We start from the raw sequence: 22,413 nt of genomic DNA on the forward strand, positions 1-22,413 counted from the left end.
CGTGGTCGGGGAGGAGGGGCGCTCAGCACCTGAAGCCTAGTCAAGAGAGAAGCTCCCCAGGGGGCGGCAGCGGCCTGCATCGGCTCTCCTGTTCGTCGAGGTGTGGTCAGGCAGGAAGGACCTGGGCGGTTTGCGGCCCGCTGGTCATGTCTTGGGGAATCTGCGGAGGCGGTTGCCCGTGCCCGGGGGGCTGGAGTCCGGTCGGCAGGTGTCCGCCTTCTGGCTGGGTGGGCAAACTATTGCGGCCCGAGACCGCATTCAATGGCTCGCCCTTGGTGTCCTGCGGGGCTGATCCCGTGGAGCTGGTGGCCGGCCTGTTGCAGGGGCCGGGCGTAGACCCCCCGGCGTGGCGTTTGTACTGGCTGCGGATACCCGCGATCCGCTGGACGTAGCTGTCGCGCTGGTTGGTGAGTAGCGTCAGCAGCAATGGAGCGTCGATGACCGCGCGCCGGGTGTGGGGACGCTTCGTCACGGTGAAGAGGTCCTTGGTGCCTGGGGGTTCGGCCACCAGGAGACCCCATCCGCTGGGGAGATCATCCACCGCGACGATGTCCGGGCTGGCGGTGACGATCCAGCAGCGGGTGGCGTACGACGCCCAGTCCTCGGGGGTGGGTGTGCGCTGAAGAGCCAGCCAGTCAGCCCGGTCCGCAACAAGTAGGTAGATGTCGATCGTGGCGGCTGCGTCGCTGCGGGGCGAGGCAGTGAAGTAGACGGCATCCACGGCGGGGCCTTGGCCGCCGGGCGGCGCCACCTGGGTGAGGTAGAAGCTGGTCGGCGCTGCGGCGCGCCCAGAGAAAAGGTGGTCCTCGAGTTGCAGGGACAAGACTTCGCGGTTCATGGGCTGTGCGGGGCCGCGTGGCCCGCTCCTTTCGTGCGACGGACGAGCCGCTGGGCGACTGGCAGCCAGTGTTCGGGGGCGACAAGGGTGGAAGGGCGTGGTTTCACGCAGCCGCGCGGGACAGTGCTCCCGGCCGGGCAGTTGCGCGGGCGGCCGGAAGTGGGGCCCCCAGCAGGCGGAGGTCCCAGCCACGGGCGACAGCTTGGGCGCGGGTGGCGACGTCGAGCGTGCCGTACAGGAGCCGGGCTGCGGTCTTCACGGTGGCGGTCGACAAGCCCAGCCTGTGGGCAATCTCCTCGTCGCTCCACCCATGGGCGATGCCGATGAGGACCTGGTGGTGCCGCTCCGGCAGGCATGGGGCGCTGGCGTGGTCGGCGGGCCGCGCGGCGAGCAACCGGCCGCGATATGCGGAGTCGACGAGGGCGGCGTAGCCGCGGCGGGGCCGGACGCCCGCCGCGTCGGCGGCGCCGGTCAGGAGGCGGGTGACGGTCTTCGCGGAAAGCCCCCGGCTGGTGCGGATCTGCAGTTTGGTCTGTCCTGCTGCTAGCGCTTCGACGAGTTGAGCTTCCAGGGTGGAGAAGGCCCGCATCGGCCGGTGGTTTGGGAGCGGCATCAGAGGCTGGGTGAGCAGGCCTTGCTGGTGGGCCAGGGCCACAGCGTGTGCGCGGTCCTCGGCTCGTAGGTTGCGCAGGATGTGGTGCACTGCGGTGGTGACGGCTTTGGGCGCACAGCCGACGGCCGTGGCGATCTTCCGGTCGGGCTGGCCTTGGGCGATGAGGTCCAGGATTGCGAGCCTGCGCGGGGTGAGCCAGGCGCCCTGTCTCTCCCTGGGCTCGGGGGCCAGGCCGGAAAGGAGCCCGGTGCGGTAGCCGTAGTCGACGATTGCCGCGCGGGCGGCCCGGCCCTCAGCGTCGACCAGGTTACCCAGCCGAACCATGGCAGTCTCGACGGTGGGGAGATCACACAGGAGGTTGGCGGCGATCTGCTCGTCAGTGAGTCCGCGGGCGGCCCCGGCCATGCACTGCACCTCATGAAGGGTGATGCGCGCGTTGACGGTCTGGGACGGGCTGCGGTGGCCGGCTGCCGGGCGGGAGGGGACGCCAGCGGCGAAGGGGCCGTAGAAGGCAGCGTGGGCGGGCATGGAGGGATCGCGCCGGGCATGAGGGTGGGCGGGGAGAACGGTGATCTGGGCGCGGGGCAGCACGGCTGAACTCCTTCCGGAAACAAGGGAGACGGCGGTCTGCTGTGGTCAGTGCTCTGGGCCGTGAGGGGTGAGGAGGTCGAGCACGGTCGGCAGGAGCGTGCTGGTGGCGGTAGCGAGAAGGATCCCTGAGGTGGCAAGGATCGTGTGATGAACGTACGCGTGTCCTGTCTGGCTGGTCGCGCGGCCGTGCACGATCACGAGCGGGCCGGTGGTCTCGATCGCGCCCGCCTGGTAGGTGTGGGGCGGTGTGGGACGGGTGGCGATGCTGTCCACCAGGAGTTCGCCGGCGTCCGGGGCCAAGGTGCCCGTGACGTACAGCGGCTTGTGCGGGGTGAGCAGGCCTCGGTCGATGCCTGCTCGCGTGCTGTGGCAACGCAGCCTGATTTCGGGCAGCCTCTTCTGGTCGGCGGTGAAAGGGCCGAGGGCAAGCAGGAATGCCGTGACCATCCCGTCGAGTACTGGATCGTTGGCCATCATCCCTGCCAGAGTGACCTGTCGTGGCGGTGCCAACAGGGTGTGACAGCCGGAGGATCCGCACTCCGGACAGCGAGTTCCCGGGTTCGTGAGCATGTGGTTCCTCTTCCGGCTGGGGCTCCCATTCGGGCCCCCAGGCACAGTCGTTTTCACCGGGTGCTGCCGGTGAATGGTGGTCTCGGATTCAGTCCTGCGATTCGATGCCGGCGAACGTGCGGTGATACCGATAGCAGGACAGGTCGGTGGCCATCACCAACCGGGCGTACTTCGCAAGTTCCTCACCGCGGGCCTTGCGGCCTTGGCGCGTGAAGGTTGCGGCGAATGCACCGGTCCTGAAGACCGTGAGCGCCTGCGGGTCCTCGGCCGCGAACGCACGATCGATGGCCCGGCTGATCCGCCAATGCCCTATGAAGTCCACGACCACGTCAGTGATCCAGGTTGGCAACAGCCGCATCATGGCTCACCCACCGTCCGTGCTATTCGTCCAGCGATGCCCAGCGGCGCACTCGAGCGCGTGATTGCTCAACAGCTGTCCCGGGCCGCGGTCGTCCCACGCGTGGGTGCCCTTTACAGCATCCCCGCCGCAGCGCCAGCACTCCCACCGAGCCAGTTCACACGGCTCGAGCGCCCGAGGCGGCGTCGACCGTGACGCCACTACCGGACGTGATGCGACAGTCGCAGTCGGCGGCTTCGGCAGGAGCACAGGGCGAGTGACGGGCGCGGGCACCACCGGGCGGCCCGCGATAGGCCGCGTGATCCAGTCATCGACCCGGATCGCCCACCGTTCCAGGCGTATTTTCAGCGGCCGGGAACGCGGCACGGCTCGCAAGACGCACCATACTCCGCCCCCGACCACGGCTGCCGACATCACTGCCAAGGCCCACTGCAGCCCCAGCGGCCTCGCACTGACGATGCCGTACAGCAGCCCCAGCGGACCTGCGGCCCCCACGTCGGCGTAGAACACTGCGGCGCCCGCCACGGAGGCGATCGCCTTCCTAGTCTTCGATAACAGCACTGGGTCCCCGTTCAGGACAGAGTCAGGCCTACGCCGTCCGGCGTCGACCTTGCGGATGGCGGTGAATCCCTCACTGACCCGCTGAAACTCGGGGTGACTTGCGGCGGAGGGGTCGGAGAGCCGACAGGTGAGGTGCGGCTCCAGAGCGGAGCTGGCCACGCACGTCACCGCGGGAAGAGCGGGATGCCCACGCGGAAGCGGTGCAGCCGCTGAACCTGCGGGGCGAGCTGGACCGGGATGCCGCATCGCAGCCAGCGACTGTGGCGCGACTGGGCGAGCGTAAGGGCCTTGCGGGTGGCTTCACTCTTGTTCGCGGTGCGCACGCGGTAGGCGAGCGCCCGGGGCTGAGGGGTGTCGGTGTAGAACAGGGCGACCCACATCGGCACGCTGGCTTCCTTCTGAGTACGGCGGCCTCAGTCTTTGACGCCTGGCCGCTGACTACGGGACCGGACTTGCGGGCGCCGGTAGATCTCATCGAGAGCCGCGGTGATGCGCTCCTGGATGACCCCGGGTGAGTCCGTGCGGGGCCTGCTGCGGAACTCGGGGCTTGGACGATTCTGTTCACAGCGCAGGTCCTGCATGCGCTGAGCGAGGTCGGCGGTGTCCCGGGTGCCTATATGGCTCAAGCCGCGCGGGACGGAGTCCTTGAGCAGCCGCTCGTGCTCGTCACGGGAAAGCCCGGGCATCGTCGGGCGAGCGAGCTGGTGGCGGCTGTCGGAAGCGCGACCGAGAGCGGGTGCGTCGTGGGTGTCCATGCGGCTGCTCCAGTGGTATTCCGTCGGGCGGTTGGCTCGGTGAAAGGGCGGCAGCAGGCAGAGCGAGGAGACTCGGCCGGGGGCCCAGCCGCAAGTGAAGGCGGACGGACCCCACTCGGAGGACTCGGTCTCGTGCTCAGCGAAGGATCAGAAGGCGCACGGGCTGGCGGGGCGCGGTGCGGTGCCACTGTCACTGGTCGGCAGACGCCCGCAACGGAGGCAATCGGCCTCGGCGCCTCGCCAGGCGTGGCGGCAGGGTGCGCAGTGCATCAAGTGCGGTGCGCGCCGGGGTCGGTGACTGTGGGCGGTAGTCACTGCAGAACCGCCGTGCATCGGCCGGCAGTGTCCGCAGGCTCGGCGAACACGATGGGGCATACCCGCTTGCCTCGGTACATCGCCGCGTCGGCGGCGACCATGAGCGTGCTGAAGTCCTTGGCGGCGACGAGATCGGGGATGGCGGCGCCGATGGTGGCGCCCATCAGGTCGATGGACGCGCCACGGAAGGTGAAGGGACGGGCCAGCAGAGCGGACAGTTCCTCAAGGCGGGCCGTGCGCTCGGGGGCGGGGAGGACGGTGGCCACGGCGAACTCATCACCGCCGAGCCGGGCGACATATCCGCTCGGCCCTGCCCAGCTGCGCAGCCGCTGGGCAGCTTCGAGGATTGCGCGATCGCCTGCGGGGTGGCCGAGGGTGTCGTTGATCTTCTTGAGACGGTCGAGGTCGACGAAGAGGAACACCGCGTTGCTGTACCGGGCCAGGTATCCCGGGGCGGTCCGGTCAAAGCCGTGCCGCTGGGGCAGGCCGGTGAGGTCGTCGAGGTGCGCCTTGTCGATCTCGCGGTGCAGGTGCCGGGCGTGCAGCGCCCAAGCGGCCGCTATGCCCAGAATCAGGGGCAGGAGCGGTAGGAGGGACGAGCCGGTGAGCATGGCGAGGAGCTGCCTTTCGGTCTCGGTCGCGGTGGTAGGCGGTCGTCAGGGCGTAAGCGGGGCGGCGGAGCGGTAAGCACGCGCAGCAGAGTCGTCACTCGCTTTGCAGGCGGTGCGGCGGGCATCGAGCGGAGACGTGCGTGCCGGAACGCGCCCGAAGCGGGGCTGTGTTCGGCTGGTGTGGGGGCGGAGGGGGGTTTCGGATGAGTGCCGGGAACGGTCTTTCTCTCTTTGCAGCGGTCAGTCGCCGGCCTGGATCAGGGATTGGTGGAGGGCGTGGCCGGCGGTGAGAACTGCGGCAGCGTCCCAGCCGGGTAGATGCTGGAACTCCTGGTCGAGGAGTCGCAGTACCTCGGCGTCCACGAGGTTCTGGCTTATGAGGCTGGCCGCGCGGAGCACATGCAGATGCCGGTCCGGCTCGTTGACGGCCGGGAGGTTCGCGGACAGTGCGCGAGAGTAGGCGTGATGTCCCCGGCCGATCAGGTCCTGGGCGTCCTGGCAGCCGATGGCTAGTTCCTCGCCCAGGATTGTGCTGATTCGTTCTGCGGTCTGCTGCAGCGCGATCAGGTGCGCGGCGCGCAAGGCGCCGAAGGTTGCGATCTCGATGTCCTCGGCAGTCGAGGCGGAGGACATCGGGGCGCGGGTGGTGGCTTCTGCAGCGGTGCCGTCCTTGTGCCGGGAGGGAGGAGCGCCCCGGTCATCTTCGGATGAGGCCGGGGCTGGTTGCGTGCGCGGTGCGTTCTGGTCGGTGACGCCCGCTTTGGCAGCGATGTTCCTCCGGGAGCGTAGACGGGCGCGAAGTTTGGCGATCACGAAGCCTCCCGGGCCAGGGATGGATGGACGAAACGTGGGGGGAGCGCTGGGACTTCCCGGCAGTGGGGCAGATATGGCTGAGGCCGGCCCCGGGCGGGGACCGGCCTCAGCCGCGCCAGAGGGCCGCTGCTACGCCTCGCCCCTGTCAATGGCGGCGGTGAGTGCGCTGAGGGTGGGGTATTGGCGGTGCTGAAGTCGGGGCGACGTCGGAACGTGGACGCCGGGGGTGCGGCCCTGGCGGATGAGGTCGGCGATGAGGTCATCGAGGGGCTGCGAGGCATCGGCGAAGACGGCAGCGGCCTCGTCGTAGACGATGGTGGTCGGCTGGCCACCGATCGGGCCTGCGCCGCGGCGCGCAGCCAGTTGGCGTGCTGGGGCGACTTCCTGTTCCAGGGCGGCGGCCGGGGTGACGCGGGGGCTGGACATGGCTTCTCTCCTTGGGGGCTTAGGCGGCGGTGCTCTGGGGTGCGGGGAGCGGTTCCTCGGTCGGCTCACTCGCCGCTGCGGCCTCCTCGTGTGCAGCGACGGTGTCAGCCAGCACTGCGGTCTCGCCCGGCGGGGAATAGACTCCGACGCCTTCGCGGGTCTTGTCCTGCGCGTCGAGGGTGGCGGGCTCCGGGGTGGTGTCCGCGTCGGCTGCGCCTGCGTGGGCCTGCTCGATCAGGTACACGAGTCCGGCCATGGTGTGCACCTCCATCGGCTCGTCCGCGCCCGGGCAGGTCAACAGGTAGGTGTGGCGTACGTAGTTATGCTCGGAGACCAGCACCGGGCGGTAGGTGAGAGTCGTGCCGCCGGGCAGTTCGGCGGTGGCGGTCCCGTCGGGATGCCCCCGCCACAGCTGCTCGTTGGTGAGCAACTTCTTGCCGGAGTCGAGGCTCGTGGCGTGGGTAGCTGCGTCCCGGCGGGCCGCATGCACGGCGGCCGACTGCAGGCGGCCCAGCATCTGTGCGTCGGTGCTGGGAAGTGCCGCAGTCGGGTCGGGCCTGGTGTGACTGGCCCGGTAGAGCTCGTTCCTGCGGGCGTCGACAAGGTTCTCGACCACCCCATAGCTGGTGATGGCCACGCCCAGACCGGCCGCGAGCGCGAGGGCGGAGCGGCCTGAGCGGTCGTGGATGACGCGGAAAGCGGCGGCCCCGCCGAGTACGGCACTGACGACGGGGATTCCATCGAGGATGCCACCGGCGGTGGAGGCGCCCAGAGCGCGCAGCTCATTGAAGCTGCTGCGGGCGCGATCGGTCGTGTTCATGGGAGCAAGCCTTCTTGTGAGGAGGGGCAGGCTGGTCTGGCGCGGGGCGGTCTAGTGAGCGCTCGGCTTGATGCCCATGGCGTCGGCGTGGCCCTTCAGGAAGGAGTCGAGCTCGTCGGGGGCGTCGTCACGTAGCTCGTGGAGCTCGGCAGCGACGGTTTCGGCGCCACCGGGGTCGAGGCGCAGGGCCAGTTCCAGCAGACGCAGCACAGCGCAGCTGAGGAATGTCGTGGAGGAGTAGGCGAGCAGGTCCTCGGCGGCCTTGGGCTCACTGCTGCGGGCGGCGATCACCTCGGTCTTGCGGTGCAAGGCGGAGCTTCCCAGCTCCAGGACCAAGCGGCGCAGTTCCGCGGTCTCCGGCTTGGCGGCGCAGGCGCTGCACAGGTCGTCCATGAAGCTGTTGGCGACCCAGACGCAGCCGCCGGGACAGGGCGAGTTGTCGGTGCAACCGCAGCGGGCGCACTTGGCGTCAGCGCTGTCGGAGGCCAGTTCGGGGCCGAAGTCGGTGACGGTCACAGAAGCTGTCCTGTTCAGTCTGTAGGGACGGGAGACGATCGCGCGACTGGTGCCGCTCATGTGGCTCGACACCAGTCGAGCTTGGGAGCGCGCCCCGGTGGGCGCGTCATGCGCCCGACGGCGCGGTGAAGCGGCCGGCGAGGACCACGAGCCTTTGATGCGGAGGCCTGGTGCCTCGGAGGTTGTGCTCCTGGAGCCGGTCGCGTTGAGGCTGCGGGGGTAGCGGCTGCCGCCAGGCCATGGGGCAACGCACAGGGGCCGGACCGAGGGTGGTGCGCATCACCCGCCGTCTCGGTCCAGCCCCTGGTGTCGGCTGCCTGGTCAGATCCGGTGATACCCGGCCCCGGCCTTGCGCAGGTCGAAATACTTTTTCAGTTCGGCCTGCTGCCACAGGGTCTCGGACACCCGCCACCGGGTCGTGTGGCCCTTCTTGTCCTTGAGCCTGAGGACCCGCTGGCTCTCCCTCCAGTGCCCTGCGGTGCCCTTGCGGATCACTCCGCGGCCGCAGACTTCCTTGGTGGAGCCTTGTGGTTTGCCGGGCGTGCCGGTGTTGGGCGCCTTGGACGGAGGGGTCGGCTTGGTCAGGCTGGGGCGCTTGGGCTGCTTGGACGCGACCCCGCCGGGGCCCGTGTCCTGAGGGGCGGCCGGCTTCTTCGGCGCGGCCGGTTTGGGGACCGGCTTCAGCGGCACGCTGGCGCCCAACTGGGTACTCATTGCCACCTTCTGGACCGGCATGTGGCGGCAGACCGTGCCGTACCTGTCGGGGGTGGCGGCCACCCACTGGGGTGCGGCACCGCTCTTCTCGGTCACGGTGCCGTGGTCGACCACGACCGTCTTCGAGCCCCAGCTTCCGCAGCCGACCAGTGCGCTCAGCGCCACGGTCGTGGTCAACAGGGCGATCGTGTGCGGTATGCGGGTGTTGCGGGACATGCGAGATTCACTCCAAGTCGGCTTATTGCATGGTTCGGGTGGAACGGGGCCCCGTTTCCATGGGGGGTCGGGAGCGCGGTGCTGGCGAGGCTAGAGGCCTCTCGAGTGGTGGCCACCCTGCTTGCAGAGAGGTCAGCGGGTGCGTCCCACGGGGCGGGCAGCACATGCGAGAGAGGCCCGCCTGGCGGGACGGCGGGGCGGGGCCAGCCTTCAGTGAGAAGGAGCTTTCCGCGAGGCGACCGGGCAGCGCGGGGCTTCTACGCGCGCGTGGAGGGATCTCCAGAGTCCCAAACCCCGGTGTCCAGCAGCACAACGCGCCGGGACCTGGTCTCGGCGCGCTGGCGATGGGGCGAGGGAGGGCTACGCCTGGGCAGGGACTGGCGTACCTATGGCGATGCGGGCGCCGACCAGATGTCCGGCCTGGGCGGCGGTGCGCAGTGCCCTGGTGGTGGCCTTGTCGGCGCGGGTCCGGGGGTCGGGCAGTCCGACGTTGCCAACGTAGAGTACGGCCCAGCCGTAGCGGGCGGCCTGGGTGAGCCAGTCGTCCGGCAGGTCCACGGCCCCGGTGTAGAACTGCCCACCTTGGGGGTCGAGGACCAGTAGCCCGTCCTCGCCGGCCGGGCCGTGCCCGAGGAGCAGCACGCCGACCCACTCGGCGACCTGCGGCGGGGCTTGGCGCAGCCGGGTGACGAGTTGGAAGCCGCAGCCCAGCAGGTAGCTGGCGACCACGTTGGTCAGCTCTCCGGTGGGGCTGTCGTTGACGACGTACGCCTTGCCGACGGTCTCGGCGATCAGGACCGGCAGGTCGGCGCCGCCGTGGTTGAGGACGGCGGCGGTCATCGTCATGTCGTAGCCGTCGGCGGCCGGGGCGAAGCCGGGGCCCATCTGGATGACCTCGGAGGGGCCGCACCGGTCGTGGAGGTAGACGACGTGGGTGTAGGTGCCTCCCGTGCGCACCACCATGTTCACGGTGCCGTCCAGCGGCTGACGGCAGGCGATGCACTGGCCGGTGGCCAGGGAGACCTCGGCCGCGCGGGCGAGGCCCTCGGGTCCGAGTAGGACGCGGACCTCGGGGCTCATGTGCAACTGCAGGTCAGGCACGAGCCTGCTCCTGGGCGTGCTCGTCGAGGACGGCGGCGGCGTGCTCCTGGCGGGCGTAACCGCGGGCGTCGGTGTCCCATCGAGCGTCGGTGGCAGGCACGGGACCGCGGCCGGTGCCGTGGGTGCGGTCGTGCTCCAGCAGACGGCGGGCGGTGTCCTCAGCGTCCTGCTCGCTGATCGCTGGGTCCTCGACCTCGGCGAGGGCGGGCACGGCGCGGTCGGCGAGGGCAGCGCGGTGTACCAGGTACGTGCGCTCGCGCTGCCGGTCGCCGGGGTAGACGGTCAGCTTGTCGTCCAGGCGCTGGACGGCGGCCGTCGCGCGCAGCAGGGGGAAGGGGTCGGTGGTGCTCATCGGGTCCTTTCGGGGAGAGCCGGGGCGGCGGCGGGAGCCAGCTCGAATGGCTTCGGCCGCCGTGGTGTGCGTCCAGCGTCACGACTGCTCGGGGGCGTGCAAGGCGGTTTCCTTGCACATCTCGTGCACGGCCTGCTGCGGCACGCGGGCCCGTCCGGCGACGTCGCAGTCGCTGTAGCCCCAGTCGATCGCGCGGCTGACCAACTGCCGACGCTCGGCGAGGTACTTCTCCAGCCGGGCCACCTCGGCGCCGACCACAGCGAGGCGGTCCCAGTCCTGCTCGCGCAACCGGGCCCGGTGGCCGTGGGCGGCGTCCGTCGTGCCGAACAGGCGTACTCCCTGCTGCCCGGCGCGAGTCTCCTCGCGCTCGATCCAGGCGTTCAGGGCCGCGTCGGTGGTTTCGGAGGTGATCTCGCTGGCGGCCAGAATGCCGTGCTCGGCGTCCCAGTCGCCAAAGTCGCGCGCCGGCCGAGGGTCTCCGTTCATCAGCACGGTCCGGTACCAGGAACGCACCCCCAGCACATGCAGGCCCACGCCGCTGCCGTCGCGGTACGGGCGGCCGAAGACCTTCTTGATCTCCGGGTGCCAACAATCCGACCCGAGGTTCCGGGTGTGGATCCCACACTCCTTGGCCAGCTTGTCGAGGGACAGGCCCAACAGTGCGGGCCGGTAGACCTGGGGGAAGCGCTGGACGATCTCGGCGAAGTCGACCAAGTCGGCGTCGACCTCGGGCTGGGCGGCCTCCCGGTGACGGGAGGTCAGGCGGCACAGCTGCCGGCCGGCGCGAGCGGAGGCGGCCGACCAGTCCAACTCGCCCCCGGCATCGAAGAAGCCGTCGAGCAGCTCCTGGGCGTACGGCGTCACCAGCTCCAGCAGGGCGTTGGCGGCCTCGACATCGAGGTACGGGTGTCCGGTGAAGCCCGAGTCGACGGTCCAGCACAACAGCTCGGGAACCGGCTCGGCCCACAGGTCCGCTCCGGACCCGGGGAGGTACAGCCTGCCCGGGTGCCAGCGCTTCCAGGTCTCACGCGGGACGTCGTTGATGGCCCTCCAGGCGGGGTTCCAGCGCTCCCGGTGCTCGGTGCTCTCGTGGAAGGACAGCTCGCCCGTGGCGGTGTTCAGCAGGACGTGCTGGTAGGCCCCCGGCTTGTGGGAGCCGTGGACCGGCTCCGACGGGATCACGCTCACCACGGGCGTGCTGGTGACGCGAGGCGCCTCGTAGGTGGCCACCTCGACCTGAGGCACGGGCACGGTCTCGCTGCTCATCCAGTTCTCCTCGGTATGTACGGACTAACGTAGATCGATCTCACGCTGCGCGACGACGACGGCCGCTGCCAGGTTGGCGTCGGTGCGGTCCGGCCCCGCGGCCGTGCAGCGGCCAGCGGGGGTGATCTGCTCCATAGGCACGCCTGCCGAAGTTGCAGAGCGTTTCGGCGCACACGCGGGTATGTCCCGGGTGTCGATCGGTTGGCCTGTCCCGCCTACGGCGCCATCCTGTCGGGCGCGGTCCGCAGGCCGGACGGGCAAGCCGAGCCAGCCGAGGCTGTTCACTGCACGGTGATGTTGCGGGCCTTGATCCTCATGCGGGCGCGGTCACGGACCACGAGGTGGTTCTTGGGGCCGCCGCAGCCGGGTCCGTGGGCTCCAGCCGTAGACGGGGGCGCCACAGAATTTGAGCCGCTGGAGAAGATCTTGGCCCGGACGGTGGATATCAGCGCGGCGCCGGATATGAGGGCGGCGGAGAGCGCGTAGAACACGTTGTCCAGGTACTTCAAGCCAGGAGCGGCCCAGCCGATCCCAGCTCCGACACCTGCTCCGCAGACTCCGGTTGCGATCAGCAGCATCGAGGTCCCCTTGACCCAGGCCGGCACGGGCTGTGAGGCAGTGGGCTGCGGCGCCGTGTGCTCATGGGTTGGGGATGGGTTGATGTAGCGAATCTGGAAGGCGGGCGGGGCGGGGTCGAGCCCGGATTCCAGACGTCGTGCGGCGGCCAGCAGTTGGGCGTCGTACATCTCGACTGCTTCGTCGGGCGTGAGTACCCGGATGAACCGGTTCTGATGGTCGAGCATGAGGGCTGGCCGGGCCTGCGCCAGCTGGGCGAGCGTGGAGTCGGCGGCATCGGCCGATACTTGAGGACCAACATGGTTGAGGGTCATGTGCCAAAACTCCTGTTCGGGGGCAGCACCACGCGGGTGCCAGAACACAAGTGAGGCGGCCCGGCCAGTCGGCTGGGCCGCCTCACCGGCGGATGGGCGATGCTCACTGGCCCACAGCGGCCAGCATCCGCTCGCGCAACTCGACCGAGCCCCACTCGCCGTGGCCGTAGTCGATGACGAGTCCCTCGTCCGCGAGCCTGCGCAGCGTGGTGGAGATCGTCGACTTGGCACAGCCGGTGGCCTCGGCGACCAGCGCGGTAGTGGTGGTGGGCTGGGTACGCACGAACGCGAGGATCGCGGCCTTCGCCACACCTCGCTGGGAGCCCTTGGCCGTCTTCGTGGTGGAGACCGCCGGGACCTTGTTGGCGATCTCGTCCAGCTCAGCGGCGGGGGCCTCCGGCAGGTCGGTGACGCCGGGCACCGGGAGGATGATGCCCTTGCGCCGGGACGCCAGGCGCTGCCGCCACTCCAAATAGAACGGGCCGATCCGCTCGGCCCCCTCGCGGGAAAACTGAGGCGGGTTGCCCGTCTTGGCGTGCCGGGTGGCCTGCCTGCGGTTCAGGGGACGCCAGGAGCGGAAGACCGCTCCGCGGTCCTCGACGCCCGACAGATATCCCAGACCGCTGGTCGGCAGCAGACTGCCGGGCCAGGCGCCAGGGAGGTCGTAGGGGTCGGCGGGGAGATTGACCATGTGCTGGGTCATCCGCGACGTGTTCCGCAGCGCGATCACGTTGCCGGACACCAGTGGCTGGCGCAGCTGCTCTGTCCCGATCGCCTCCAGACCCACCAGGTGCGAGGCGAAGCGCATCTTGATCCCCAGCTTGCGGCCCAGGATCGCTGCGGCGACGGCAATGTCGAGGGCCTCCGGATATTCCTGCCACACCTCCTGCCACTCGTCCATGGCGACCACCAGGCCAGGATTGTCCTCGGTCGGGGTGAAGTCTCCGATGCCGTAGTAGACGTCCCCGTCCTCGTCCTCCCAGGTCTCGACGCTGGCCTTTTCCGCGCGCCGGTGGAGCTCTTCCCGCACGGCGACCAGCAGGCCCATGCACTCGTCCACACCAGAGGCGAAGCAGTCCAGATGGTCCTGCCAGTACTCGAAGGACGCCCCGTACTGCGGATCGCCGCCCCAACTGACGTAGATACCGGTGTGCCGGTCGATCGCGAACAACTGACGCAGCAACTCGCTCTTACCCGAACCGGTCGACCCCGTGATCAGGTCGTGGACAGTGCCCCAGCCAGGCCGGTGATACCGGTACAGAGCCGGGGCGTTGTCGATGTGCAGGCCGATGTGGGCGATCCCGCTGACAGGGTCGAAAGTGGAAGCGATGCCCGGCCAGTGCGGCATGTCCTCCAGTGGGTTGCGCTCGTATACCTTCAGTGAGGCCAGGTTGGCGCTGCCGGAGGGGTGCTGGGTGACCGCGACCGATGAAATCGGCAGCCCGTAGGCGGAGGCGATCATCGGGGTGGCGGTCTTGGCATCCGAGTACTGCTGGCGGCCTGGGGAGAGGACGATCGTGCCGCCCCACGCCTTGCCGTCCAGGCCCGGCAGGTCCTCCGCCGCGGTGAGGGTCGCTCCATAGAGGCGGCCACCGGTGCCGCCGAGTCGCTCGTTGAAGACTTCCTCTCTGCTGAGTTCGGCCTCAATTTCGGGCATCTCGCGGATCCGCCGGAGCCACCACCAAGGCACCCCGGTCGCGGCCAGCCATGCCAGATAGAAGCCCACGGGCACATCGGCTGACGCTGCGGTCTGCAGGAGCGCGGCCGCCGAACCTGTGGAGGCCAGTAGCCGCCCCAGTTCCCAGCGGGTCATCGGGTTGGCACGCCGCTGGGGCAGGGCACCGTGCCGTGCGAGCCACTGCGCGGACCGGGTGCGGTAGTTGGCGCGCCGCCGCCAACGCCAGCGTCCGTAGACACCGGCAGCGATCGCGGCGTTCGCCATCAGCGCCCCGCCCCACCCCTCGGGCGCGTCCTGGAAGGCCGCACCAGCTATGTACAGGGCAGTCGCGGCAGCCGGCGGACTGAGTCTGCGCCGGTTGCGGTAGCTCCAGCGCACTGTCCGGCCTGTGGCCATCATCAGCCGCACCGGTCGGGAACGGCGGCGACGCGGGCGCTCGGATTCGAGCACCATCGCGGCTTCCGCATCCCCCAGGGCCTCGATGCCCTGGGCAGTGGTGATCGAATCCGACCTTGCCATGCAGTACGTGTCCTTTCACGAACGCTGCCCGGCCGCCGCGTGCCGGTGAAGGGAGTCAGGAAACACGGAGTCCCGTGCCGGAGGGCGGGCGGCGCGCGCAGACCTTCTGCGCCTATTCCTCCAGTGGCAGGTCTCGCCCCTGAGGCTGTGTGGCGTGCTCACACGTCAGGCACGCCCCGGCGAGCAGCGCCGCGGGCGGCAGCCGACCGCCGTGCAGCCACACCCGCACGGCTTGTTCCAGCGGCATCGTCGGACCGAAATCCCACTCGTGGCAGGCCGGGCACTGGAAGCGGAAGCCGCCATCGGGGAGCCGCTCGAGGTCCGCGGCGCCGATGTGCTCGGACACGATCGCCACGTCCGCGCGCGACAGGTGCGCCGGTGCCAGTCGCACCGACCCGGCGGTGGCCAGGTCGTAGGCGGCGGCCAGCATCCCGGGGACGTAGGCCGAGCGCACCTGTGTGTCAGTTCCTTGCGCGTTCATGATGACCGCCCATCGCGGCCCAGGACGCTGGACAGCACGCGCCGCCCCAGGGACTGTCGGGCGGTCTGCTCCGGCTCCTCGACCGGCGGCCCGTCGCTTGTCGGGCTCTCGGTGAGTGCGGTGCCGGTGAGAGCGTCGGCATCCTGCTGAAGTACGTCGGCGCCGAGGAGATCGGTGCGGTCCAGGTCGTCCAAGTCGTAATGGACCGACACAACCAGGGGACGGTCGAGGGACTCGTACTGGGCTACCTCGTCGCCGGGGTGCAGTTGCAGGGACTCGGCTCGGATGAGGTTCCGGGCGGCGCTTACGATATCCCGGGCGCCGCCCAGCGTGGTTGCGCTCAGCTTCTTATAGCGGGTCTCGTCGTCACAGGCGAAGTGAAGAGTCATCCGCATCGGCAGCCCCCGCGACTCGTACTGAGCGGCGTTGTCGCCGGGGTTGCGGCTGAGCTTGGCCGCGTCGAGCTCAGCGGCCACCGCATTCAAGAGGTCGCGGGCCTGCCGGGCCGTTTCCGACTTCAGGTCCTTGCTGGTCACGCTCAACTCCTTCTCCCAGCGCGGAGCCGGGCAGACTTGGGGTGAAAGGGCACGCGGTGCGGCGCGCCGAGCAGATCTGAGGTCACACGGCGCCGATGCGCACGGCTATCGCCAGCGTCTTGGCCACGAGACCCCCGCGGCGGGACTCCGCCTGCTCCAGCTCGGCCAACAGCTGGTCGGCCTCCGCCGCGGGATTGCCCCCGCCCAGCGGCTCGATCTCGGGGTGCCCGTCCGCGATCAGCCGGTCGTAGACGGCCTTGCGACTGGGGGCGTCCCAGATGAATGGGATTTCCTTGGCGGCCAGCGCTCGCTCCCGCCACAGGCAGATGGCCGTCTTCGCCGCATCGACGGCGACCACGTAGTTGTGGTGTGCGGCGAGCCATGCTCGTGCGGAACTCAGGGCCTGCCAGCATGCTTCGACCTCCGCCAAGGCCCCGTCGCGTGCGGCTCGGGCCTCCTGCTCCGCGGCCAGGCGCGGCCTCAGCCGGTTGTAGCGGTTCAGCACGTCGGTCAGCGCGACCAACCGCAGGATCTCGTCGCGCTCGTCTTCGCCGGGATGCTCCGCACGCCACCGGCCCAGCGCCGCCGTCCAGGCGGCGTCACCGGCGGGCGTGCCCTCGTCGAGACCATTGAAGCCGTCAATGGTCACAGGGGTGCTCTGATCAGCGGGCATTACATGCTCCAGAGTCTGGGAATCGGAAGGAAGCACACTGCGGCCTGCGGCGCAGCGCCGGACGCCGACCGGGGTGACCGGACGGCGCACAAGGGCGGGGTGTGGCGTGCCGGGTCAGCACGCCACACCCCGCGGGTCGTTCCGGGCAGGGGCCCCCTTACGGCGCGCCACCAAGGAAGGCGCGCTTGGGCATGGGCACCCCGGCGTTGTGGCGGGCGGTGTTGAGCTGCCCCATCAGCATCTGGTGGTACCGCTTGAGAGCTGCCGTCTCATCGACGATGGCCTTGGCCTGGGTGGAGCGATGGGCAGCGGCCTTCGCGCGCTGGCCGTAGGACTCGGCGATGGCGCCGACGTTGTTCTGTACCGAGGTGTGGACCTCGAAGGCCTGGAGCGCGCCGACGACATCGTTTGCTTTCGCGGCCTTCGCAGAATGGCGCTCGGCGGTCTGCTGGTAGACCAAGGCCGACTGCTCCACGAGCAACGCGAACTCCATGAGGATCTTCTGCGCGCGCTCGTAGTTGTTGCCGCCCGAGGCGGCGAGGACAGGCTGGTTCACCGGTTCCTCTCCGATCAGTTGAAGTGAGTGTTCTCAGCGACCAAGCCGTTGGCGACCACGACCGCCTCCCACATCCCCAGGTACGTGTCCCGGGCGTGGTACGCGCTGTTGCGCGACACCGTGGCGGCGTTCGTCGCCATGTCGGCCTGCAGGGTGTGAGCGCGGTCAAGGAGCTCCATCTTGGCGCGCAGGTCCGCGATGGTGCTCGTGATCGACGCCGGCACCTTGTCATCGTCCAGCGACTTCTCGAATCGGGTCAGCGCAGCCTCGAGCTCCCGGATCCAGCTCGCCTCCGCCTCCGAGCTCTGGGCCTCCATCTGTGCGTCCTGGAACGTCAGGGCGAACCAGATCAGCAGCGAAGGCAGATCACTCACGGTGTGTGTCAGCACCGGCGTCTCGGGCACGACAACAGGTCCTTCCGGGGTGTTGATCACGATGGTGCGGCCCACCTCGGCGCCAGGCGCGGGGGCATTCTCTTGCGCCCCGCCCGCCGCCCCGCTCTGGCTGGAGCCCTCCGCAGCGATCACGGCGCCTCCGCCCCGCGGCGGGACCGCGATGCCCCGGGCGGTCTCCGGCGCCTTCGGCGGTGCCGCCGACGCGGCCGGCGGAACGGTAACCGGAACCGGACCGGTCGACGCGGCCGGGGGTGCCGCAGTCACCGGCGCGGGCGGCGTGACAGGGGGTGCCGGAGGCGGGGGCGGCGCTGCGGGAGGAGCAGCCGCGGGGGGCGTCGGCGCGCCCGGAGGCGATGAAGAAGGAGGGGGCGGCGGTACCGGACCCGGCGCCCCAGGAGCGGATGCTCCTCCCGCAGATCCGGCCGGACTCGTCGGGGTTGTCGGAGGAGTGGGGGGCACGGAGGGCACGGAGGGCACGGCCGGCGGGGGCGGCGTAGCAGCACCAGTGCCGGGAGCCGGGGCGGTCCCCGCCGCTCCGGCTGCAGCGGCGGCACGCGCGGCGCGCCGGGCCTCGATGCGCTGCCGCGCCTGCCGCCGTACCCGCCTGCTCCGGGCAGTGCGATAGCCCTCACGAGCCCCGCGGCTGAAGCCGACAGCCCCGTCGTACACCGCCAGGGCTGTCGTGGTCCCAAGGGCTCCCGCGTAGCCGCCGAGCTTGCCGCTCACGCCCACCGGACCCTTCTTGCCCTTGGCCTTGCGGCGCTTGGCCGCGCGTTTGCGGGCCGCCTTCACCCGAGTCTGGTGGCTGCCTGCGATGTTCCTGCCGATGGACAGCGTGCCCTCGACGATGGCATAGGCGCAGTACCACAAAAAGAGCAGCTCAAGCATGGGGTCCTTCCAGGGGGTCATGGAGAGAAGGGCAGTGGCGCGCTGCCTGTGCCAAGGCCCGGGAACACAAGAGGAGTTGCGAGGTGCTCAGTGGCTCTCAGAGCGCCTGCAGCGCCTCGGACGCCTAGTTGGGCGTCCGAGGCGCTGCGGAGGCCCTGAAGGCCTCATGAGGCGTCCTGGCGGGCGCCCCGTGAAGCCGGGTCAGAACCAGCTCTTGATCAGCCCGGCGAACTCGGCGCCGCCGTTGTAGTAGGCCTCGGCGATGAAGGCTCCGGCCTTGCCTGGGATGAACACCGCGGTGTACGGAAGCAGGCTGATCGCGCCGAGGACCTGCGTGCTGGCATTGCCGTCGGCTGCCTGAGCCACGCAGAACGCGAGCAGGCCCAGCGCGACAATCACCATCACCGGGACTCCGAGCCAGCTGACGAACCTCGCGATCAGGCTGTCATTCAGCCACGTGATCATGCTGTTCACGAACATTCCGAGGCCGGTGCCTGCGGTGAACAGCGAGGCGAAGAACATCAGCACGCACTGCCCGATGGGTAGCGCGAGCTTCCGGGTCCTCTGGCCTCGGCCGAGCATCTGCAGCGCGACGATGAGGCCGAAGCAGGCGGCCGCGGCACCACCGTTCGCCAAAGTTTGCATATCGGGGCATTCCTCTCTCTGCGGGTTCGGTGGCTTGCGATTACGGAACGTGGCTGCTATCTCGCGCGCGTCGCGCGCGTCGCGCCTCCGCGTGGGGGCCCTTGAAGTTCACTGCGCTTGTGAAATTCGCCTTGTGAATCTCACGCTGCGCCACGATGACGCCCGCGGCGTCGCAACTGGAACTCGTGGACCTCGAGGAGCTCGCCGACCCTCTTCCACACGTCGTCGCGCTTCTCTTCCGGCCAGCTCTTCACCGCCGCACGGACCGCGTCCCACAGCGCGGCGGCGCGGCGGTCCAACCCCCGCTTCTCTGCCTTGGCGAGCTTGGAGTCACGGGCGTCCCGGGCGGCTTCGCTGGGGACCGATTCCGGCCAACGGAGCCGGGACTCCAGCTGCTCCAGCAGGCTGCCGAGCTCCTTCCAGGCCGTCGGCTGCGCCCGGGGAGGCAGGTCCTTGAGTGCTGCGCGCACGAGGTCCCAGTGGACACCTGCGACGCGCTCGAGGCCCTGCGGGCGGGCGTTCTGGAGTTTCTCGGCGCGTGCATGTTGGTACGAAATGCCCCTTCGGTTACGCCGCTGCCGGGCGGTCGTCGACCGCCTCGACGGACGCTTCCAGGGGGCCAGAAGAGAAGACATGAACGCTCCAGCGCAATTGGAAAAAAAGGGAGTAAACGGACGCCTGGTTGGAGTCGGCTCCGAGGACTGCCAAGCTGACAGAGGCGCTACGGCGCCCACACTGCGGTCCCGGGGTGGTCTCAACATCCCGGGACCGCAGTGAAAACCGCCAAACGCGAGCAAAATCGCAGGCCAGAGGGCTCTCCTAGCCTGCAGAGCGCTGCTGCGGAGGCTTGATCCCCGGGACCCGAGCGTGCACCGCCGGGTAGATCCGGTTCCGCCAGCGGTCGCTGTTGCCGCCGAGCTCCTTCTGCAGCGTGTTGAGGCCGATCTCACCGGCAGTCCGCCCGGAGTCAATGAGCCCCTGGGCGAACTTCACCGCGCGGTCGACCATTTCCTCGTCCGGAACGCGCGGCCGCCGCCCCAACTGGACGACCGTCCCGCGAGACCCATCCGTGTCGACCGCATGAGCCGGGTCCCTCTTGTCGACCGAACCCCGCCGCTGCTCGTCGCCGGCCGTGCCGCTCGACTGCTCGACCGTCCTCTTCGGGGCGGCCGGACCAGGGGTCGGCGGCTCGACCGGAATTTCGGTCGAGATCCCACCGGTCGACCCGGCTTCGGTCGACGCGGGCTTGGTCGAGGGCGCCGGGGGAGCGGTCGACGGCTCGACCGCAGAACCGGTCGAGCCGCCGACCAGATCGCCATCGGTCGATCCCGCCGAACGGTCGACCTCGACCGAACCACTTCGGTCGACCCCATCGGACACCTCGGGATGCCCCCGAGTTTCCGCAGCAGCAGGCAGCCGCACACTCACCCGCGGCCCGACCGAAGAACGTGCAGCCGAGATGCCCTCACCGGGTACTTCGGTCGAGCCGGAGCGCACCGGCTCGACCGGCAGCTCGACCACACGATCGTGCTGCTCAACCGTGCTGCTCGACCGGTTGACCGTTTCACCTGCGCCGGCCGGGCCAGCGGTCGACGGCTCGACCGGACTTTCGGTCGAGGTCCCACCGGTCGAACCAGCTTCGGTCGACGCGGTTTCGGTCGACGCGGGCTTGGTCGAGGGCGCCGGGGCAGCGGTCGACGGCTCGACCGCAGAACCGGTCGACGCCTCGACCACATCGCCATCGGTCGATCCCGCCGAACGGTCGACCTCGACCGAACCACTTCGGTCGACCAACATCCTCGACCGACCATCAACCAAAGCAGCGGTCGATCCCGCCGAACGGTCGACCTCGACCACAACCGAGCCCGACCACAACCAACGCCACACGCGCGGCACCAGCCCACGCCGCACCCGCTTCACGGTCGACCCGCGGAGACGCCGGTACTGCTCAACGCACATCGCCTTCGACCACGGGTACATCCGCTTCCGCGTCACGATGAACCAGGCCTCGCCCGGATTCACGAACCAGTGCACGAAGTGGACCTGGTCCAGCTCCTCGCCCGTCAGCTTCCGCGCGAACGACGCGATCAGCCAGGACAAGATCTCCACACCCACGACGTAACAGATCGGCCCGACCGCATGCAGCACCACCTGCGGCCAGTCACCGACAAGCAGCGGAGGCACCACGTTGTTCACCACGATCAGGCCCGACAGGCCCCAGATCGTCGGCCGCAGCCACATCGGGATCTTCGAGATCCGCCCGAACAACGCCACCAGGTAGGCCGCAGTCGCCATCGCCAGCAGCGTCTCGGCGGCCACCGCAGGCACCCAGGACCAGTTCGTGATCCCGTTCTCCCGCGCGTACGCGACCACCGAGTACATGTTGCTGACCAACGTGATCGCGATCACGAAGACCAGGCCGGTCACCAAGAACCCCAGCGCCCACCGCACCCACTCCGGCAGATCGCTCAGCCGAGGCGTCACAGCACCCCGGTCACCCGGCCCCAGGGCACCAGGCCCTGCACCAGAACCAGGCGGCCCCGACCTTCCAGGACGCGCCACCAAAAGCCTCCTTACTCAGCGGCGGCGCCCGGCCGGCACCGCACACGAAAAGCGGCCCACCCCCTCTCGCCAGACAGCGAAACGGAACGGACCGGAACACGAAACGGAATCACTCCGTCATCGACCCACGGGCTCCAAGGGCGACGCGATCTCCATCCCTCCGCCGAACGCGAAGGGGGACGGCGCAGCCACTGGAGGGCAGACCTTCTCCACCACAGCCCGCAGTTCGGTGCCGATCATCAAGGCCAGGCCGAGCAAATAGTCCGGGTCATCCCCGGCACCCACCCGCGCCACCGCCTCACGGCCGTGATCGAGCATCGCCCGCAACTGCATGGCCGCATCCGTCGGAGCCGCCAGGGCCACATCGCCCATACACGCGGTCGACCACGGCTCACGCAGCCCCTCCAGCAGGCGCCGCGCACTGCGCAGCACTCCCACTGCGGCAGCCTCACTGATCTCCAGCCGCCCGGCCACCAGCCGACGCAACTCGTCATCCCCGAGCCCTTCATGCTCGAGAACCACGGCCATGGCTCTCACCGGACCCAGCAGATCCGGCTCATACACCGGTCCCGCCTCATCCACGCCCGCCACGGAGGCGGCCGGGACAGCGACCATGCGCCGACGACCGATCAGCCGCCACCTCAGATCCCGCTTCATCGCCCGCTCCCTTCTCAGGCCGACGCGTTCCGGGCGCGGTTCCGGGCGGCGCGCCGCTTCATCGCACGCCGCTCGTCCTCGCTCAGCCCGCCCCAGACTCCGGAGTCCTGACCGGACTCCAGCGCCCACTGCAGGCACCGCTCGATCACCGGGCACCGGCGGCAGGCCGCCTTCGCTTCCTCGATCTGCAACAGCGCCGGACCTGTGTTCCCGATCGGGAAGAACAGCTCCGGGTCCTCCTCGCGGCACACCGCCTTGTGAAGCCAGCTCATGACGGACCTCCTCAGACGCACGGACGAACAAGACATGAACGCATGTGAAGCTGGCGGACTCTTCGAGCCCACCCCACACGCAGCACAGCTAGAAGCCATCACGGCTTCCGAAGAACTTCTGGAAAACACGCACCGCGCGCTCCCTGCCGCCGCCGGCCACGCCCCGCGCACAATCCACGAGGTAGGCCAGCGACGCCCAGGCAACCCACAGGGCTGCAACGAAGT

General features: G+C 69.6%; 27 protein-coding genes. All 27 read right to left on the bottom strand.

The window, feature by feature from the left end; all coding sequences use genetic code 11:
• Positions 1-106 precede the first annotated feature (106 nt).
• The 27 genes from ACWC0C_RS19235 to ACWC0C_RS19365 all read right to left on the bottom strand — a co-directional run bounded on the left by ACWC0C_RS19235 (position 107) and on the right by ACWC0C_RS19365 (position 22,188).
• Entirely contained in the window at positions 107-838 is a 732-nt protein-coding gene (locus ACWC0C_RS19235; protein WP_450864958.1) for a hypothetical protein, read from the bottom strand.
• Positions 839-941: 103 nt separating this feature from the next.
• Positions 942-2,042, bottom strand: a complete 1,101-nt coding sequence (locus ACWC0C_RS19240; RefSeq protein WP_450864959.1) for a response regulator transcription factor — start codon at positions 2,040-2,042, stop codon at positions 942-944.
• A gap of 45 nt (positions 2,043-2,087) precedes the next feature.
• Positions 2,088-2,519 (bottom strand): hypothetical protein, encoded by a 432-nt coding sequence (locus tag ACWC0C_RS19245; RefSeq protein WP_450864960.1) that lies wholly within the window; start codon positions 2,517-2,519, stop codon positions 2,088-2,090.
• 181 nt (positions 2,520-2,700) lie between these two features.
• Positions 2,701-2,973 (bottom strand): hypothetical protein, encoded by a 273-nt coding sequence (locus ACWC0C_RS19250; protein WP_450864961.1) that lies wholly within the window; start codon positions 2,971-2,973, stop codon positions 2,701-2,703.
• A gap of 722 nt (positions 2,974-3,695) precedes the next feature.
• A complete protein-coding gene (locus tag ACWC0C_RS19255) occupies positions 3,696-3,917 on the bottom strand; it encodes a hypothetical protein (protein WP_450864962.1) in 222 nt (73 codons plus the stop codon).
• Positions 3,918-3,944: 27 nt separating this feature from the next.
• Entirely contained in the window at positions 3,945-4,286 is a 342-nt protein-coding gene (locus ACWC0C_RS19260; RefSeq protein WP_450864963.1) for a hypothetical protein, read from the bottom strand.
• 311 nt (positions 4,287-4,597) lie between these two features.
• Positions 4,598-5,212, bottom strand: coding sequence for a GGDEF domain-containing protein (locus tag ACWC0C_RS19265; protein WP_450864964.1), 615 nt, complete (start codon positions 5,210-5,212; stop codon positions 4,598-4,600).
• Between the two features lie 240 nt (positions 5,213-5,452).
• Positions 5,453-5,845 (bottom strand): hypothetical protein, encoded by a 393-nt coding sequence (locus ACWC0C_RS19270; RefSeq protein WP_450864965.1) that lies wholly within the window; start codon positions 5,843-5,845, stop codon positions 5,453-5,455.
• Positions 5,846-6,154: 309 nt separating this feature from the next.
• The gene (locus ACWC0C_RS19275; RefSeq protein ID WP_450864966.1) at positions 6,155-6,451 is read right to left on the bottom strand and encodes a hypothetical protein; all 297 of its coding nucleotides are present in this window, start codon (positions 6,449-6,451) and stop codon (positions 6,155-6,157) included.
• 19 nt (positions 6,452-6,470) lie between these two features.
• Positions 6,471-7,271 (bottom strand): hypothetical protein, encoded by an 801-nt coding sequence (locus ACWC0C_RS19280; RefSeq protein ID WP_450864967.1) that lies wholly within the window; start codon positions 7,269-7,271, stop codon positions 6,471-6,473.
• Positions 7,272-7,322: 51 nt separating this feature from the next.
• Entirely contained in the window at positions 7,323-7,787 is a 465-nt protein-coding gene (locus tag ACWC0C_RS19285) for a hypothetical protein (protein WP_450864968.1), read from the bottom strand.
• Positions 7,788-8,108: 321 nt separating this feature from the next.
• A complete protein-coding gene (locus ACWC0C_RS19290) occupies positions 8,109-8,717 on the bottom strand; it encodes a hypothetical protein (RefSeq protein WP_450864969.1) in 609 nt (202 codons plus the stop codon).
• 360 nt (positions 8,718-9,077) lie between these two features.
• Positions 9,078-9,818 carry a hypothetical protein gene (locus ACWC0C_RS19295; protein ID WP_450864970.1) on the bottom strand — a complete coding sequence of 247 codons (741 nt, stop codon included), beginning with the start codon at positions 9,816-9,818 and terminating at the stop codon, positions 9,078-9,080.
• Positions 9,811-10,170, bottom strand: coding sequence for a hypothetical protein (locus ACWC0C_RS19300; protein WP_450864971.1), 360 nt, complete (start codon positions 10,168-10,170; stop codon positions 9,811-9,813). The genes ACWC0C_RS19295 and ACWC0C_RS19300 overlap by 8 nt, the downstream gene beginning before the upstream one ends.
• A 78-nt stretch (positions 10,171-10,248) precedes the next feature.
• Positions 10,249-11,436, bottom strand: coding sequence for a hypothetical protein (locus tag ACWC0C_RS19305; protein WP_450864972.1), 1,188 nt, complete (start codon positions 11,434-11,436; stop codon positions 10,249-10,251).
• 281 nt (positions 11,437-11,717) lie between these two features.
• Positions 11,718-12,326, bottom strand: coding sequence for a hypothetical protein (locus ACWC0C_RS19310; protein ID WP_450864973.1), 609 nt, complete (start codon positions 12,324-12,326; stop codon positions 11,718-11,720).
• Between the two features lie 103 nt (positions 12,327-12,429).
• Positions 12,430-14,523, bottom strand: a complete 2,094-nt coding sequence (locus ACWC0C_RS19315) for a winged helix-turn-helix domain-containing protein (RefSeq protein ID WP_450864974.1) — start codon at positions 14,521-14,523, stop codon at positions 12,430-12,432.
• Between the two features lie 112 nt (positions 14,524-14,635).
• Positions 14,636-14,977 (bottom strand): hypothetical protein, encoded by a 342-nt coding sequence (locus tag ACWC0C_RS19320; protein WP_450864975.1) that lies wholly within the window; start codon positions 14,975-14,977, stop codon positions 14,636-14,638.
• 23 nt (positions 14,978-15,000) lie between these two features.
• Positions 15,001-15,540, bottom strand: coding sequence for a hypothetical protein (locus ACWC0C_RS19325; protein WP_450864976.1), 540 nt, complete (start codon positions 15,538-15,540; stop codon positions 15,001-15,003).
• 82 nt (positions 15,541-15,622) lie between these two features.
• Positions 15,623-16,189, bottom strand: coding sequence for a hypothetical protein (locus tag ACWC0C_RS19330; RefSeq protein WP_450864977.1), 567 nt, complete (start codon positions 16,187-16,189; stop codon positions 15,623-15,625).
• Between the two features lie 181 nt (positions 16,190-16,370).
• Positions 16,371-16,769, bottom strand: coding sequence for a hypothetical protein (locus ACWC0C_RS19335; protein ID WP_450864978.1), 399 nt, complete (start codon positions 16,767-16,769; stop codon positions 16,371-16,373).
• 14 nt (positions 16,770-16,783) lie between these two features.
• The gene (locus ACWC0C_RS19340; protein WP_450864979.1) at positions 16,784-17,296 is read right to left on the bottom strand and encodes a hypothetical protein; all 513 of its coding nucleotides are present in this window, start codon (positions 17,294-17,296) and stop codon (positions 16,784-16,786) included.
• A gap of 957 nt (positions 17,297-18,253) precedes the next feature.
• Complete coding sequence (locus ACWC0C_RS19345) at positions 18,254-18,697, bottom strand: hypothetical protein (protein ID WP_450864980.1); 444 nt, start codon at positions 18,695-18,697, stop codon at positions 18,254-18,256.
• Between the two features lie 140 nt (positions 18,698-18,837).
• Positions 18,838-19,167: a hypothetical protein gene (locus ACWC0C_RS19350; RefSeq protein ID WP_450864981.1), complete on the bottom strand. Its 330-nt coding sequence runs from the start codon at positions 19,165-19,167 to the stop codon at positions 18,838-18,840.
• Between the two features lie 349 nt (positions 19,168-19,516).
• Positions 19,517-21,124 (bottom strand): hypothetical protein, encoded by a 1,608-nt coding sequence (locus ACWC0C_RS19355; protein WP_450864982.1) that lies wholly within the window; start codon positions 21,122-21,124, stop codon positions 19,517-19,519.
• A gap of 252 nt (positions 21,125-21,376) precedes the next feature.
• Complete coding sequence (locus ACWC0C_RS19360) at positions 21,377-21,916, bottom strand: hypothetical protein (protein ID WP_450864983.1); 540 nt, start codon at positions 21,914-21,916, stop codon at positions 21,377-21,379.
• A gap of 14 nt (positions 21,917-21,930) precedes the next feature.
• Positions 21,931-22,188, bottom strand: a complete 258-nt coding sequence (locus tag ACWC0C_RS19365; protein WP_450864984.1) for a WhiB family transcriptional regulator — start codon at positions 22,186-22,188, stop codon at positions 21,931-21,933.
• Between the last annotated feature and the right edge of the window lie 225 nt (positions 22,189-22,413).

It is taken from the genome of Streptomyces sp. NPDC001709 (assembly GCF_053596375.1).